This window comes from Pseudomonas sp. NPDC090592, assembly GCF_044769185.1.
Classification (GTDB): Bacteria; Pseudomonadota; Gammaproteobacteria; order Pseudomonadales; family Pseudomonadaceae; genus Aquipseudomonas.
On the sequence record NZ_JBIVXJ010000010.1, the window covers coordinates 21,611 to 39,320 of the forward strand.

Annotated in this window: 1 protein-coding gene; it reads left to right on the forward strand. The window is 68.1% G+C overall.

All coding sequences use genetic code 11. The annotated features are described in order from the left end of the window. Positions 1 to 56 precede the first annotated feature (56 nt). Complete coding sequence (locus ACIQUI_RS11040) at positions 57 to 17,696, forward strand: BapA/Bap/LapF family large adhesin (RefSeq protein WP_403198161.1); 17,640 nt, start codon at positions 57 to 59, stop codon at positions 17,694 to 17,696. Positions 17,697 to 17,710 lie beyond the last annotated feature (14 nt).

Here is a 17,710-nt window from a genome sequence, read left to right on the forward strand (position 1 = left end):
GGCGGTTATGGCCCGAATAGCCGGGCCGGGGATTCGGATACCAGCAGGGAGCATCCATGGAAAACATCGTCGTCGCCGATAAGCAATCCGAAGTCGCCACTCAGAGCGCCTGGGGCAACATCAACCTGAAAGGTCCGGGCGTCGTGCAGATGCCGGTTGCCCCCGACCAGATCGCCACCGTCACCCAACGTGGGCAAGATCTGATCGTGACCCTGAAGTCCGGTGAAAAAGTCACCATTGGCAACTTCTTTGCCGTGGACCAGGCCGGGGTCGGCAGCGACATCGTCTTCGTCGGCGAAGACGGCACCCTGTGGCACGCCCAATACGATGCAACGGCCTTCACCGGCTTCACCTTCGAAGATGTGACCTCGCTGGACGAGCTGGTCGCGGGTATCGGCACCGCCGGTAGCGCCATGCCAACCTGGGCGATTGCCGGGCTAAGCCTGCTGGGTGTCGGCGGTGCGGCAGCAGCGGCTGACAACGGCGGTGGTGGCAGCAGCGGCGGCTCCGACCCGGACACCACCGCACCGGCAACGCCAATCGACCTGCTGGTATCGCCGGACGGCCTGCGCCTGACCGGCCGTGGCGAAGCGGGCACCACGGTGAACATCCGTGACGCCGCCGGTAACCTCATCGGCAGCGGCACCGTGGCCGCCGATGGCAGCTTCAACGTGACCCTGAACCCACCGCAGGTCAACAGCGAGAACCTGCAAGTCACCCTGACCGATGGCGCCGGCAACGTCTCGGCGCCCGGCACCGTCACCGCCCCGGATGTGACTGCGCCACTGGCCCCTACCGAACTGGCCATCGATGCCCAGGGCACCACCCTCACCGGTCGCGCCGAAGCCGGCTCGACCGTTACCGTGCGCGGCGCCGACGGTGCAGTGCTGGGCACTGCGGTAGCCGGTGCGGACGGCCTGTTCAGCATCACCCTGCAACCGCCACAAACCGATGGCCAGGCCCTGCAAGTCAGCGCCACCGACGCAGCCGGCAACACCTCGCCGGCTGCCGGCATCAGCGCACCAGACGTCGACAACCCTGACACCACCGCCCCCGACCAGCCGACCGACCTGGCCCTGGCCAACGGTGTAACCCTCACCGGTCGCGGCGAGCCGGGTGCCACCGTGCAGGTGCGCGATGCCGCCGGCAACATCATTGGCAGCGGCACCGTTGGCGCCGATGGCCTGTTCAGCCTCACCCTGTCGCCCGCCCAGGCCAATGGCGAAGCGCTGGATATCCGCCAGGTGGATGCCGCCGGCAACAGCTCGATCCCACTGGAATTCACCGCCCCGGACATCACCCCGCCCGAGGCCGTCAGCGACATCCTGGTCGGCCCGGGTGGCGCAGCCCTGAGCGGTCGCGGCGAACCTGGCGCCACCGTCGAGGTACGCGATGCCAACGGCAACGTAATCGGCACCGGCGTGGTAAGTGCCAACGGCACCTTCCTGGTCGACCTCAGTCCAGCCGCACAGCCCGGCGAACACCTGAGCCTGGTGCAGGTGGACCCAAGCGGCAACGTGTCGCCGGCGACCGAATACGACGTGCCGCTGACCACTGCCCCGGACAGCCCGAGCAACCTGGTTATCGACGCCGACGGCACCATCCTGACCGGTACCGCCCCAGCCGGTAGCCGGGTGGAAGTGCATGACGCCAATGGCACGCTGATCGGCAGCGCCATCGCCAATGCCGACGGCAGCTTCAGCATCGAACTGAACCCGGCCCAGGCCAACGGCGAGCTGCTCGATGTGGTTGCCATCGATGACAGCGGCGTGTCGTCGCTGCCCGCACAGATCACCGCCCCGGACATCACCGCCCCTGCCGCGCCGACCGAACTGGCCGTCAGCGCTGATGGCACCGTGCTCACCGGCCGTGCCGAACCGGGCAGCACCGTGCGCATTGTCGGCGCCGACGGCACCGAACTGGGCACTGCCGTAGTCGGTGCCACCGGTGTGTTCAGCATCACCCTCAACCCGCCACAAGTCGACGGCGAGGTACTGCAAGCTACCGCGTCCGATGCCGCTGGCAACACGTCCGTGGCCAGCTCGGTCACCGCTCCGGATATCGACGGTGGCGACACCACGCCGCCAGATGCACCAGTCGACCTGGTGATCGGCCTGGCCGGCAGCCAGCTCAGCGGCCGTGGCGAGGCCGGCACCACCGTGCAGGTGCGTGACGCCGCCGGCAACCTCATCGCCACCGGTACCGTCGGCGCAGATGGCACCTTCGCCGTCACCCTGGCCCCTGCCGTGAAAGACGGCAGCACCTTGCAAGTCACCCTGACCGATGCCGCTGGCAACGTCTCGCCGCCAGGTTCGGTAACTTCGGCCGACCTGCTGCCACCCGCCCAGCCGACCGACCTCGCCCTGGCCGATGGCGTGACCTTTACCGGTCGCGGCGAGCCGGGCGCCACCGTGCAGGTGCGCGATGCCGCCGGTAACCTCATCGGCACCGGCATAGTAGGCGCCGACGGGCTGTTCAGCCTGACCCTGTCGCCTGCCCAGGCCAATGGCGAAGCGCTGGATGTACGCCTGGTGGATGCCGCGGGCAATGCTTCGGCACCGCTGCAATTCAACGCCCCGGACATCACCCCGCCGGATGCCGTCAGCGACATTCTGGTCGGCCCGGGCGGCACGACCCTGAGTGGCCACGGTGAAGCCGGTGCCTCGGTGGAGGTGCGCGATGCCGATGGCAACCTGCTGGGCCGTGGCGTGGTCACGGCCAACGGCACCTTCCTGATCAGCCTTGACCCGGCCGTACAACCCGGCGACCAGCTGACGCTGTTGCAGGTGGACCCAAGCGGCAACGCCTCGGCCCCACTCGAATACGATGTGCCGCTGACCACTGCCCCGGTCAGCCCCAGCGGGCTGGCCATCGATGCCGATGGCACCACCCTCACCGGTAATGCCCCTGCCGGCAGCCGCGTGGAAGTGCACGACGCCAGCGGCGCCTTGATCGGTAGCGCCATTGCCAATGCCGACGGCACCTTCAGCATTGAACTCAACCCTGCCCAGGCCAACGGCGAACTGCTGAACGTGGTGGCCATCGATGCCGATGGCGTTTCGTCCATCCCCACGCAGATCACTGCGCCCGATATCACCGCACCGGCTGCGCCTGCCGAGCTGGCCGTGAGCGCTGACGGCAGCGTCATCACTGGCCGCGCCGAGCCGGGCAGCACCGTGCGCATCGTCGCCGCCGACGGCACCGAGCTGGGTACCGCGGTGGTCGGCCCGACCGGTGTGTTCAGCATCAACCTGGCTCCGCCACAGATTGATGGTGAAGTGCTGCAAGCCTCTGCCACCGATGCTGCGGGCAATACCTCGCCAACCAGTGCAGTGACCGCGCCAGACCTCGACGGTGTCGATACCACGCCACCCGCAGCACCTACCGACCTGGTCATCGGCCTGGCCGGCAGCCGCCTGAGCGGGCGCGGTGAGCCGGGCACCAACGTGGAAGTACGGGATGCCGCGGGCAATGTCCTGGCCACCGGTACCGTAGCTGCAGACGGCAGCTTCGCCATCACCCTGGCCCCGCCGGTGAACGACGGCAGCGCCCTGCAAGTGACCCTGACCGATGCCGCCGGCAACGTTTCGCCACCCGGCTCGGTCACCTCGCCAGACCTGCAGCCGCCTGCGCAGCCCACCGAGCTGGCGCTGATCAATGGCGTTACCTTCAACGGCCGTGGCGAGCCAGGTGCCACCGTGCAGGTACGCGATGCCAGCGGCACCGTGATCGGTACCGGCATAGTTGATGCCGACGGCCTGTTCAGCCTCTCCCTGTCGCCTGCCCAGGCCAACGGTGAGGCGCTGGACGTGCGCCTGGTGGATGCTGCCGGCAACAGTTCTGCACCGCTGCAGTTCGATGCACCGGACATCACCCCGCCTGCGGCGGTCAGCAACATCGTGATCGGCGCTGGCGGCCTGGCCCTGAGTGGTCGCGGCGAAGCCGGCGCCACCGTCGAGGTGCGCGATGCCAATGGCACGCTGATCGGCACCGGCGTGGTTGCGGCAAACGGCACCTTCCTCATCGACCTGAACCCGGCCGTGCAGCCTGGCGAGCAACTGAGCCTGGTGCAGACCGACCCGAGCGGCAATGCCTCCGAGGCGCTGCAGTTCGAAGTGCCGGTTACCACTGCCCCGGCCAGCCCGAGCGACCTGGTGTTCGCCGAGGACGGCAGCAGCATCAGCGGTACCGCGCCTGCTGGCAGCCGCGTGGAAGTGCATGATGCCAACGGCACGCTGATCGGCAGCGTGGTGGCAGGCCCTGATGGCAGCTTCACCGTCACCCTCGACCCGGCCCAGGCCAATGGCGAGCTGCTGGATGTGGTGGCCATCGATGGCAGCGGCGCTTCGTCGCTGCCGGTGCAGATAACAGCACCGGACATCACCCCACCTGTCGCCCCGAGCGAGCTGGTAATCAATGCCGACGGCAGTGTGGTAACCGGCCGTGCCGAACCGGGCAGCACCGTACGCGTGCTGGCCGCCGACGGCACCACCGTGCTGGGTAGCGTGGTGGTTGGCGCCACCGGCAGCTTCAGCATCACCCTCGACCCGCCGCAGGTGAACGGCGAGGTACTGCAAGTCACCGCCACCGACGCGGCCGGCAATGCCTCCACGGCCGGCAGCGTCACTGCGCCGGACATCGACGGCGGCGACACCACGCCGCCAGAAGCGCCCACCGCCCTGCTGGTCAACGCTAACGGCAGCCAGCTGAGCGGCCGTGGCGAAGCCGGTGCCAGCGTGCAGGTGCGTGATGCCGCAGGCAATGTGATTGCCAACGGCACAGTCAACCCGGATGGCACCTTCGCCATCACCCTGAGCCCGGCCGTCACCGATGGCAGCACCTTGCAGGTAACCCTGACCGACGCCGCCGGCAACGTCTCGCAACCCGGCTCGGTGGCTTCGCCAGACCTGCAAGCCCCGGCCCAACCCACTGAGCTGGCCCTGGCCGATGGCGTCACCTTCACCGGCCGCGGCGAACCTGGCGCCACCGTGCAGGTGCGCAACGCTGCCGGCAACCTGATCGGCACCGGCCTGGTCAACCCGGACGGCACCTTCAGCGTCACCCTGTTCCCCGCCCAGGCCAATGGCGAAGCGCTGGAAGTGCGTGTGGTGGATGCCGCCGGCAACGGCTCGGCGCCGCTTGAGTTCACGGCGCCAGACATCACCCCGCCAGCCGCGGTCAGCAACATCGTGGTCGGTGCCGATGGCCTGGTACTCAGCGGGCGTGGCGAAGCCGGTGCCACTGTCGAAGTGCGCGATGCCAACGGCACGCTGATCGGCAGTGTGATCGTCGGCGCCAACGGCACCTTCACCGTCAACCTCGACCCCGCCGTGCAGCCGGGCGAGCAACTGAGCCTGGTGCAGACCGACCCGAGCGGCAACGCCTCCGACGCGCTGCAATTTGAAGTACCGCTGACCACCACCCCGGCCAGCCCGGGCGACCTGGTGATCGCGGCGAATGGCGCCAGCATCACCGGTACGGCACCGGCCGGCAGCCGTGTGGAAGTGCACGATGCCAACGGCACCCTGGTCGGTAGCGTGGTGGTAGGCCCAGAAGGCACCTTCACCGTCGTTCTCAACCCGGCCCAGGCCAACGGCGAGTTGCTGGACGTGGTGGCCATCGACGGCAGCGGTGCATCCTCACTGCCAGTGCAGGTTACCGCCCCGGATATCACCCCGCCGGTCACACCGAGCGAACTGGCAATCAATGCCAACGGCAGCGTGGTCACCGGCCGCGCCGAAGTAGGCAGCACCGTGCGCGTGCTGGCCGCCGATGGCACCACTGTGCTGGGTAGCGTGGTAGTCGGCGCCACCGGCAGCTTCAGTATTACCCTCAACCCGGCGCAGGTGAACGGCGAGGTACTGCAGGTTACTGCCACCGACGCTGCCGGCAATGCCTCCACCGCCGGCAGCGTTACCGCACCAGACATCGACGGTGGCGACACCACGCCACCGGACGCCGCTAGCAACCTGGTGGTCGGCCTGGCCGGCGCCCAGCTCAGCGGTCGTGGCGAAGCCGGTGCCAGCGTGCAGGTACGCGATGCCCAGGGCAATGTAGTGGCCAACGGTACAGTCAACCCGGATGGCAGCTTCCAGATCACCCTCGACCCGCCCGTCAAGGACGGCAGCACCCTGCAGGTGGTGCTGACCGATGCCGCCGGCAATGCCTCTGTGCCAGCTTCGGTGGTAACCCCGGACCTGCAGGCGCCGGCCCAGCCGACCGGCCTGGCCCTGGCCGACGGCGTTACCCTGAGCGGTAGCGGCGAGCCAGGCGCCACCGTGCAGGTGCGCGATGCCTCGGGCAATGTGATAGGCACTGGCCTGGTCAACGAAAATGGCAGTTTCAGCGTTACCCTGTCGCCGGCCCAGGCCAATGGCGAAGTACTCGACATTCGCCTGGTGGATGCTGCCGGCAACGTGTCGACGCCACTGCAGTTCGATGCCCCGGACACCACCCCGCCTGCCGAGGTCAGCAACATCGTGGTCGGCGCCGCTGGCCTGACCCTGAGCGGTCGTGGCGAAGCGGGTGCCACGGTCGAAGTGCGTGATGCCAATGGCACACTGATCGGCAGTGGCCTGGTAACCGCGAACGGTACCTTCCTGCTCGACCTCGACCCGGCTGCACTGCCAGGCGCGCGCCTGAGCCTGGTGCAGACCGACCCGAGCGGTAATGCCTCCGAGGCCCTGACCTACGACGTGCCACTGGTGGTCACGCCAACCAGCCCGAGCGGCCTGGTGGTCGCCGAAGACGGCACCAGCATCAGCGGCTCGGCCCCGGCCGGCAGCCGCGTGGAAGTACACGGTGCCAACGGCGCGCTGGTCGGCAGCATCGTGGTCGGTGCCGAAGGCACCTTCACCGTGGTGCTCAACCCGGCCCAGGCCAATGGCGAGCTGCTGGACGTGGTGGCCATCGACAGCAACGGCACCTCGTCGCTGCCGGTGCAGGTCAGCGCGCCAGACATTACCCCGCCAGTCGCGCCAAGCGACCTGGTCATCGCCGCCGACGGTACCGTGGTCAGCGGCCGCGCCGAGGCCGGCAGCACCGTGCGCGTGCTGGCCGCCGACGGCACCACCGTGCTGGGTAGCGTGGTGGTCGGTGCCAGCGGTGCCTTCGAAATCACCCTCACCCCGCCGCAAGTGGCGGGCGAACAGTTGCAAGTCATCGCCACCGACGTTGCCGGCAATGCCTCGCAGGCCGGCTCGATCACGGCCCCCATCATCGACAATGGCGGCGATACCACGCCACCGGAGCCGGCCAGCAACCTGGTCATCAGCAACGATGGCAGTACCGTCTCGGGCCGTGGCGAAGCGGGCGCGACCGTGGAAGTGCGCAACGACCAGGGCCAGGTGCTGGTCAGCGGCACCGTGCAGGCAGACGGCAGCTTCACCGTCACCCTGCCAACGCCGGTGATCGACGGCTCGTCCCTGCAAGTAACCCTGACCGATGCCGCTGGCAACGTGTCCACACCAAGCCCGCTGACTGCACCCGACCATGTGGCACCGCTGCAACCGACCGGCCTGGCGCTGGCCGATGGCGTGACCCTGACCGGTACGGCCGAAGCAGGTGCGCGGGTGGATGTGCGCGATGCCTCCGGCAACCTGATCGGCAGCACCATCGCCGGGCAGGATGGCAGCTTCAGCCTCACCCTGAACCCGGCGCAGGCCAACGGCGAAACCGTGTCGGTCAGGGTGACCGATGCAGCCGGCAACAGCTCTGTACCGCTGAGCTACGCCACCCCGGATATCACCCCCCCAGGTATCATCAGCAATGTCATTGCGGGTGCTGGCAGCCTGGTCATTTCCGGGCGCGGCGAAGCCGGTGCCACGGTCGAAGTGCGCGATGCCAATGGCAGCGTCATCGGTACCGGCATCGTCTCGGCAAATGGCACATTCCTGGTCAACCTCGACAGCCCGGTCATTGCCGGTGAAGCCCTGGTGCTGGTGCAGACCGATGCTGCCGGCAACCCTTCGGTAGGCCTCACCATCATCGTGCCGGCCACCGCGGTACCGGACAGCCCGAGTGGGCTGGTTGTGGCTGCCGATGGCAGTTCCATCAGCGGTTCGGCCCCGCCAGGCAGCCTGGTAGAAGTGCGCGATGCCCAGGGCAACCTGATAGGCAGCATCCAGGCTGGCAACGACGGTAACTTCACCATCGGTCTCTCACCTGCCCAGGCCAACGGCGAACTGCTGGATGTGGTGGCGATCGACGCAGATGGCAACACCTCGCTGCCGGTCCAGGTCAGCGCCCCGGACATCACGCCGCCCAACGAGGCGAGCGAACTGCAACTGAGCAACGATGGCAGCACCCTCACCGGGCGCGGCGAGCCCGGCACCACGGTGCAGGTCACCGATGCCCAGGGCAACGTGCTGGGCAATGCCCAGGTCGGCGCCGACGGGGTCATCAGCGTGCAGCTCAACCCACCGCAAACCGACGGCCAGGAACTGGACGTGGTGCTGCGCGATGCCGCCGGCAACAGCTCGACGGCGACCATCACCGCGCCGGACCTGGACGGCCCGCTGCAACCTTCGGGCCTGGCCATCGACAGCGCCGGCGTGCACCTGACCGGCCAGGGCCAGAGTGGCTCGATCATCACCGTGCGCGATGCTGACGGTAATGTACTGGGCACCACCACCGTGGGCGGCGACGGCCGCTTCGACGTAACCCTGAACGCACCACAGCGCAACGGCGAAAGCCTGACCGTGGATGCCACCGACAGCCGGGGCAACAGTGCCGGGCCGGTGGACTTCACTGCACCGGACTCTACCCCGCCACAGGTGGTCGGCAGCCCGGCCATCGACGATAGCGGTACCCTCGTCACCGGTATCGGCGAACCGGGCGCCACCGTCACCGTGCGCGGGCCGGATGGCAGCGTGCTGGGCAGCGTGGTGGTCGGCGCAGGCGGCGCGTTCGAAGTCACCCTCGGCACAGCGCAAACCAACGGCCAGGCGCTGACCGTAGAGCAGCGTGACCCGAGCGGCAACCTGTCGGCAGCCGTAGACCTTGCTGCACCGGACACCGAGGCGCCGGCCATTCCAGGTGGCCTGACCCTCTCCGGCGACGGCTCCACCCTGACCGGCACTGGCGAGCCTGGTGCCCAGGTCACCGTCACCGGCACAGCCGGCGCAGTGGTAGGCACCGCCACCGTGCAGCCCGACGGCAGCTTCAGCGTGACCATCGACCCGCCGCAGGTAAACGGCCAGACCTTGACCGTGAGCCAGGCGGACAACGCCGGCAACCCATCGCCTGCCGACACCGTGACCGCGCCGGACCTTGAGGCGCCACTGCCAGCCCAGGGCCTTGGCCTGAACGCCGCAGGCACGCTGCTCAGCGGCCAGGGCGAACCTGGCAGCACCGTGGAAGTGCGCAACGCGGCCGGCGATTTGCTGGGCACCATCGAGGTGAACGGCGACGGCACCTTCGAAGTGCCGATCGCACCAGCCCAGACCAACGGTGAAACCTTGTCGGTGGTGCTGATCGATGGCGGTGGCAACGCCTCGCCTTCGACCAGCTTCACTGCCGACGACAGCAGCGCACCGGACGCACCGGCAGGCCTCACCATCACCCAGGGCGGCAATGCCATCCAGGGCACTGGCGAAGCGGGCAGCACCGTTGAAGTGCGCAACGCCGCTGGCGACCTGCTCGGCAGCGTGGTAGTGCCGGCGGGTGGTAACTTCACCGTACCACTGGCGCCTGCACAACTGGATGGCCAGGCGCTGGAAGTGACCCTGACCGACGCGGCGGGCAACGTCTCCGACATCACCCCGATCACCGCACCCGACATCACCCCTCCGGCAGTGCCCGGCGATGTGGCGGTCAGCGCAGACGGCACGACTGTTACCGGCACTGCGCCGGGTGCCAGTTCGGTCACCGTCACCGACAGCGTGGGCAATGTCGTCACCGTCCCGGTCAACCCGGACGGCAGCTTCAGCGTGCCGCTGGACACGCCGCAGACCAACGGCGAAACCGTGACTGTAGTGGTGACCGATGCAGCCGGTAACGATTCGGCACCGGTAGCAACCACAGCACCCGACACCACCGACCCGCAACCGGCCACCGGTGTGACCGTCAGCCCGGATGGCGGCACGGTGGGCGGCACCGCCGAACCGGGCAGTACCGTGATCGTACGTGACGCCGACGGCACCCCGATCGGCAGCGGTACCACAGGCCCGGACGGCACGTTCGTCGTGCCGGTCGACCCACCTCTTGCCGCTGGCGACACCGGCACCGTGGTGGTCACCGATCCGGCGGGCAACACCTCCACCGAAGTGCCCGTGGCAGGCCCGACCGGCAACGAAGTGGCGACACCTGCCGGCCTGGCGATCAGCGCAGACGGCTTCCTGCTGACCGGTACCGGCACCGTCGGTTCGCTGATCACCGTGACCTCTGGCGGCACCACCCTGGGCACCGCCACCGTCGGCAGCGACGGCAGCTTCCGTGTGTTCTTCCAGAACGCCCAGCTCAATGCCCAGACCTTGCAGGTCAGCGCCCGTGCCACGGTCGATGGCCAGCCATCGGTGCCGGCCACCGTCGTGGCCAACGACACCACGGCGCCGAACGCACCCACTGCCAACCTCAGCACCAACGGCAGTTCGCTTACCGGCCAGGGCGAAGTGGGGGCCACGGTGCGCGTCACCGATGCCCAGGGCAACCTGCTGGGCACCGGCACTGTCGGCAGCAACGGCCTGTACAGCATCACCCTGGCGCCAACCACGGCCAACGGCCAGAGCCTGATCGTCACCCAGGCCGACGCAGCCGGCAACGTGTCGCTGGCAACCAGCGTGCAGACGCCCGACCTGCAGGCACCGCTGGCGGCCAGCAACCTCAGCCTCAACAGCGCGGCTACCGTGCTCAGCGGCCAGGGCGAAGCAGGCGCCAGTGTCACGGTTCGCGATGCCAGCGGTGCCATTCTGGCCACCGGCACGGTCAACCAGAGCGGCCAGTTCCAGATCACCCTGCCTGCTGCACAGACCAGCGGCAGCCCTCTGCAAGTGACCCTCAGCGATGCCGCGGGCAACATATCCGGCCCGGCCAGCCTGGCCACGCCAGACCGTACACCGCCTGCTGCAATCACCAACCCCGTGCTGAGCCAGGACGGCCGGCAGCTGTCCGGTAGCGGCGAAGTCGGGGCCACGGTGCAGGTGCGCAATGCCGCGGGGGCTGTACTCGGCACGGCGACCGTGGGTGCCGATGGCCGCTTCACGGTCACCTTCGATACCCCGCAAGCCACCGGCCAGGCCATCGGTGTCACGCAAGTGGATGCTGCCGGTAACACCTCGCCAGCGGTCAACCTGGCGACCCCGGACCTGACCCCGCCTGCGCCGCTGACCAACGTGGCGCTGAACAACAACGGCCTGACCCTGACCGGCCTCGGCGAAGCAGGCGCCAGCGTCACCGTGCGCGGCCCGGACGGCACCATCATCGGCACCGGCCTGGTGGCAGCCAATGGCAGCTTCACCCTCACCCTCACCAGTGCCCAGCTCAATGCCCAGCACCTGAGCGTGACCCAGACCGATGCGGCCAACAATACCTCCACCGCCGTGGCAGTGACCGCACCGGACTTCACCCCACCGGCAGCGCCGACGGCACTGGTATTGTCGGGTACCGGCCTGCAACTGAGCGGTAACGCCGAAGCCGGCAGCACCGTGACCGTGCGCGATGCCAGCGGCAACGTGCTGGGGACCACGGTGGCCAGTAACAACGGCACCTTCCAGATCACCCTGGGCACTGCCCAGACCAACGGCCAGACCTTGCAGGTAACCGCCACCGATGCGGCGGGCAACGTGTCGCCGGCTGCGCCGTATACGGCAGCCGACACCACGCCCCCAGCCGCTGTGAGCAACCTGGCGGTGTCCGCCGACGGCGCTACCCTGACCGGCCACGGTGAAGCCGCAGCCACGGTCACCGTGCGCGCTCCGGACGGTACCGTGCTGGGCACCGCTACCGTCGCCGCCGATGGCAGCTTCAGCGTCACCCTGTCGCCCGCGGCGTTCACTGGCGAAAGCCTCAGCGTGGTGCAGGCCGATGCTGCACAGAACGCCTCCCCTGCGCAAAGCGTTACCGCACCGGGGGTTCTGGCCCCGGCCACGCCGGGCAACCTGGTGCTGGCTGCAGACGGCCTGTCGGTAACCGGTACCGCCACCGCCGCAAGCACGGTCAAGGTGTATGGCCCCAACGGCGTACTGCTGGGCAGCAGCCCGGTGGCCAACGACGGCACCTTCACGGTCAACCTCGGCAGTGCCCAGGCCAACGGCGAAGTGCTGCACGTCAGCGCAACGGGCAGCGATGGCACGGTATCGCTGCCTGCCACCCTGCTGGCACCGGACACCACCGCACCACAACCGCTGACCAACCTGGTGCTGTCCAACGACGGCCTGGTGCTCAGTGGCCGCGGCGAACCGGGTGCCACCGTCACCGTGATCGGTGAGGGCGGTATCGACCTGGGCACCGCCGTGGTCGATGCCAACGGCAACTTCAGCGCCAACCTCAGTGCCGCGCAGATCAACGGCGAACAGCTCAGCGCCGCCCAGTCCGACGCGGCCGGCAACGAGTCCAACAGCGTCAGCCTCACCGCCCCCGACCGCGTGGCGCCGGATGCCGCTGAAAACCTGGCCTTTGCCGGGGGAGGCAGCCTGCTCAACGGTAGCGGCGAAGCCGGTGCCAACGTACAGGTACTGGCCGCCGATGGCAGCGTGCTGGGTACCGCCGTAGTACGTGCCGACGGCACCTTCCAGGTCAACCTCACCTCACCGCAAGCCAACGGCCAGCAGGTGCACGTGGTGCTGACCGACGCGGCGGGCAACCAGTCCGCCGCCAGCGCCATTACCGCGCCGGATACCACGCCGCCGGTGGCCCCGAGCGAACTGGCGGTATCCGGGGATGGCGTCACCCTGACCGGTCGCGGCGAAGCCGGCGCGCTGGTGACCGTGACCGACCCGAGCGGTGCACAGATCGGCAGCGCCACCGTCGATGCCAGTGGCCACTTCAGCATCACCCTGACCCCGGCGCTGGGTAACGCCGAATTGCTCAGCTTCACCCAGACCGATGCCGCCGGCAACGTGTCGGCGGTAGCCACCCTGCTGACCCCGGACTTCACCCCGCCAGCCCCGCTCACCCAAGTGGTGATCAATGCCGATGGCAGCGTGGTCAGCGGCCTGGGCGAAGCCGGCGCCACGGTAATCGTGAGCAACGCCGCCGGTACCGTACTGGGCACCGGCACGGTACTGGCCGACGGCAGCTTCCGCGTCGAGCTGAGCCCCGCGCAAATCAACAACCAGGTGCTGTCGGTGCTGCAGGCCGACCCACCCGGCAACGTCAGCGAACCGGTCAGCGTGCTGGCACCGGACCACACACCGCCAGCTGCGGCAACCGAGCTGCGGCTCAATGCAGCAGGCGATGTACTGGCCGGCATCGGCGAAGCGGGCACCACGGTGCGCGTGTATGTCGGCAGCACTGAAATCGGTACTGCCACAGTCGCCGCAAACGGCACCTTCACGGTCAACCTGGATGCGGCCCAGCTCAACGGCCAGGTGTTGCAGGTGACCCTGACCGACGCCAGCAGCAACGTGTCGCCGATCAGCACGGTAACGGCGGTGGACATCACGCCACCGGCAACCGTCATTGCCAGCATCAACGACAGCGGCACCCAGCTGATCGGTACCGCCGAGGCCGGCACCCGGGTTACCGTGATCAACAACAATGGCGACCTGCTGGGCCAGGTGACGGTCGATCCGGACGGCACCTTCGTGGTTGACCTGACCAGCCCACAGATCAACGGCCAGCAACTGACCCTGATCGCCCAGGACGCCACCGGCAACCCATCGTCGCCACTGCTGGTGACTGCGCCAGACCTGACGCCACCGGTGCAGCCGAGCAACCTGCTGCTCAATGCCGCCGGCACGTCGATGACCGGTACCGCCGAAGCCGGCAGCACCATCACCGTTCGCGGGCCGGACAACAGCGTCGTAGGCACCGTGGAAGTGGGTGCGAACGGCCAGTTCACCGTGCCGATCAGCCCGGCGCAGAACAACGGCCAGCTGCTCTCCGTGGTGTCCACTGACGATGCCGGCAACGTTTCGGTGCCTGCGCCTTACCAGACCAACGACACCTCGCCACCCGCCATCGTCACCAACCTGGCGATCAACAACACCTTCAACGTGCTGACCGGCAAGGGCGAGGCCAATGCCGCGGTCACTGTCAGCCTCGGGGGGACAGTGATCGGCACCGGCACGGTCGATGCTGCGGGCAACTTCCAGATCACCCTGACGCCGGCAGCGGGTTCGCTGGCCACCCTGGCAATCACACAGTCCGACGGCATCAACACGTCGGCAGTAGCGACCTACGTCACCCCGCTGATCGCACCGCCGGTACCACCGACCAACGTGATTCTCGGCGGCGACGGCCTGACCCTGACGGGCAACGCGCCAAGCGGCGTTGGCATCCGCGTGTACGATGCCGCAGGCAACCTGATCGGCACCGGGGGCGCGACGCTGAACGGCACCTTCACGCTGACGCTCAACGCAGCCCAGCTCAACGGCCAGCACCTCTCGGTGACAGCCGTGGCGCTGGTCGGCGGCGAGTCGCAGCCAACGTTTGTGCAGGCAGCCGACATCACCCCGCCGGCCAACCCGCTGGTAACCAGCCTGTCGACCAACGGCCTGGTGCTGAGCGGTACCGGCGAGGCCGGGGCCACGGTGACTGTGCGCGATGCCTTGGGTAACGTGCTGGGGAGCGGCCTGGTGAACGCCGGTGGCGTGTTCACCGTCAACCTCAACGCCGCGCAACTCAACGGCCAGGTGCTGGGCGTGAGCCAGGCCGACGCCACGGGCAATATCTCTGGCAGCACCAGCTACACCGCCGCCGACCTGCAGCCACCGGCAGCACCGACCAACGTCACCATCAACGGCGCGGGCACCGTACTCACCGGTACCGGTGAAGCAGGTGCAACCGTCACCGTACAAGGCCCGAACGGCCAGGTCGGTAGCGGTGTGGTGCAGGCCAACGGCACCTTCAGCATCACCCTGACTACTGCGCAGAACGACGGACAACTGTTGGTGGTGCGCCAGGCCGATGCGGCCGGCAACCTGTCTGCCAGCACCAGCCTGACGGCCCCGGACACCACTGCGCCGGCCGCGCCGCTGGCCTCCATCAACGCCAACGGCACCTCGGTCAGTGGTTCGGGCCAGGTCGGCAGCACGGTCACCGTGCGCAACAGCGCCGGTACCGTGCTGGGGACTGCGACGGTGGGCAGCAACGGCCTGTTCGTGGTCAGCCTGGCCGCCGCACAGATCGACAACCAGGCGCTCAGCGTCACCCTCACCGACGCCGCCGGCAACGTGTCCACCGGCACCGCGCTGACCGCACCGGACCTGACCCCGCCTGCCGCGGCCGGCAACCTGGTGATCAGTGCCGACGGCGGTACCCTGACCGGTACCGGCGAAGTCGGTGCCACGGTGACCGTGCGCAGCGCCAGCGGTACCGTGCTGCAAACCGCAACGGTGCAGCCGAACGGCACCTTCACCGTCACCCTGAGCCCGCCACAGGACAACGGCCAGATCCTCTCGGTAACCTTGGCCGACCCACGCGGCAACGTGTCGGGCAACGTCAACATCACCGCGCCGGATGTGGATGCCAACGCGCCAGTCATTGCCAGCGACAACCTGGCAACGGCTACCGTCAACCTGGTACCGGTCAGCGCCACCAAGACCTACACCGACAGCTTCACCACGCTGTTGTCGGGCTTCACCAAGACCTACACCTGGACGGTTGCGGCCGGCACCACGGTCGACCCGACCCTGACGCTGACCACCAACAGCGTGCTGGCACTGCTCAACAACACCACGTTCACCCTGCAGGTCAAGAACGCGGCCGGTGCCTGGATAACCCTCGCCACCGGCAACACCCAGGGGCTGCTCGACCTGATCGTGCTGCCTATCGGGCTGCAGGTGGACATTGGTAGCCTGCAAGCGGGCGACTACCGCCTGACCGTGGGCAGCGGCGGCATAGGCCTGATCACCCAGGTCACCACCGCGCTGGATATCACGGCCACCAGCCTGACCCAGTTCACCGGCACCGGCACCGCCACCTCGGGCAACGTCATCACCGACGTCGGCACCGATGGCACCGTCGATGCCCGTGGCCCCGACAGCCTGGCCGTGCTGCAAGTGCTCAAAGGTGGCAGCTACGTCGCGGCCGGCACCGCCACCACGGTGCAGGGCCTGTACGGCACCCTGGTGATCCGCGGGGACGGCAGCTACACCTACACGCCGAACGGCAGCCCGGCCAGCGTCGGCAAGGTCGATGTGTTCAGCTACCAGCTGGTGCACCCGAACGGTCTGTCCGATGCGGCCAACCTGTACGTACGCATCGACAGCCCACAGGCGACGGAGATCTGGAGCGACACCAACTACGGCGCGCCGGCCACGGTGGTCGACGCAGTCAACGATGTCGGCTTCAGCCACCTGACCCTGGCCAACCGGGTAGATACCAGCAGCAGTACGCTGGGCTCGCTGACCTTGCCACTGATCGGTTCACGGCAGGCCACCTACACCACCACGGTGGCCGCCGATACCACGGCCAACCTGCAAGTGGTGGTCAACTCCACCAACCTGCTGAGCCTGCTCAACGGCACCACCATCGAACTGCTCAAGCTCAACCCGGCCACCGGCCAGTACGTGCTGGTGCAGTCGGTGAACGGTGGCTCGCTGATCAGCCTGCTCGGTGGCGGCGCAGGGTATACCTTCCAGAACCAGGGCGCCGGCACCTACCACGTGCGGGTCACCGCCGGTGGCATCGGCCTGGCCAGTTCGATCACCACCAGTGTCAACGCCACCACCACGCACCTGACCGAATTCGTGGTCAGCGGCGCGACGGCTGCGACCGGCAACCTGTTGACCGACGACAACGTGGGCTCGGCACTGACCGTGCTGAGCGTACTGACAGCGGCCAACACCTACACCATCCCGGGCTACAACGGGGTGAGCGTGGCCGGCACCTACGGCACCTTGCTGGTGCACGCGGATGGCAGCTATACCTACAACCTCAACGCGGGGCTCACCTCGGCGGCGCTCGGCCAGCACGACACTTTCACCTACTCGCTGACCCACCCCAACGGCACCACCGACACGGCAACGCTTACCATCAACCTGGACAACGCTGCCGGCCTCACCACCTTCAGTTCGCTGGTGGCCGACAGCGGTGACGAGGCAGTCGCATTGGCCAGCGTGGCCGCCGCCAGCGACGTAATCGCCGGCACCGACGGCAACGATCACCTGGTGGGCAGCCAGGGCGGGCACATCACCCTGGAAGGTGGCGCGGGTGACGATACCCTGGTGATCGTCGACCAGAACTTCGCCAGCGTCGACGGCGGCACCGGCACCGATACCCTGCAATGGGGCGGCGGCGATGCCAGCATCGACCTGGGCAACCTGGTCGGGCGCGTGCACGACATCGAAATCATCGACCTCAACGACACCAGTTCGGTGGCCCTGACCCTGAACCTGGCCGACGTGGTGGCCATTACCGAAACCGGCAACAACACACTGATCATCAAGGGGGACACGAACGACTCGGTGCACATGACGGACAACTGGAGCCTGGTCGGGAACCAAACTGCCGACGGGCTCGACTATAACCAATATACGGCGCAGGAGGATCCGAGCCACCAGCTCTGGGTGCAGAACGGTATCCACGTTGTCTGAGGCCGCTGCAAACC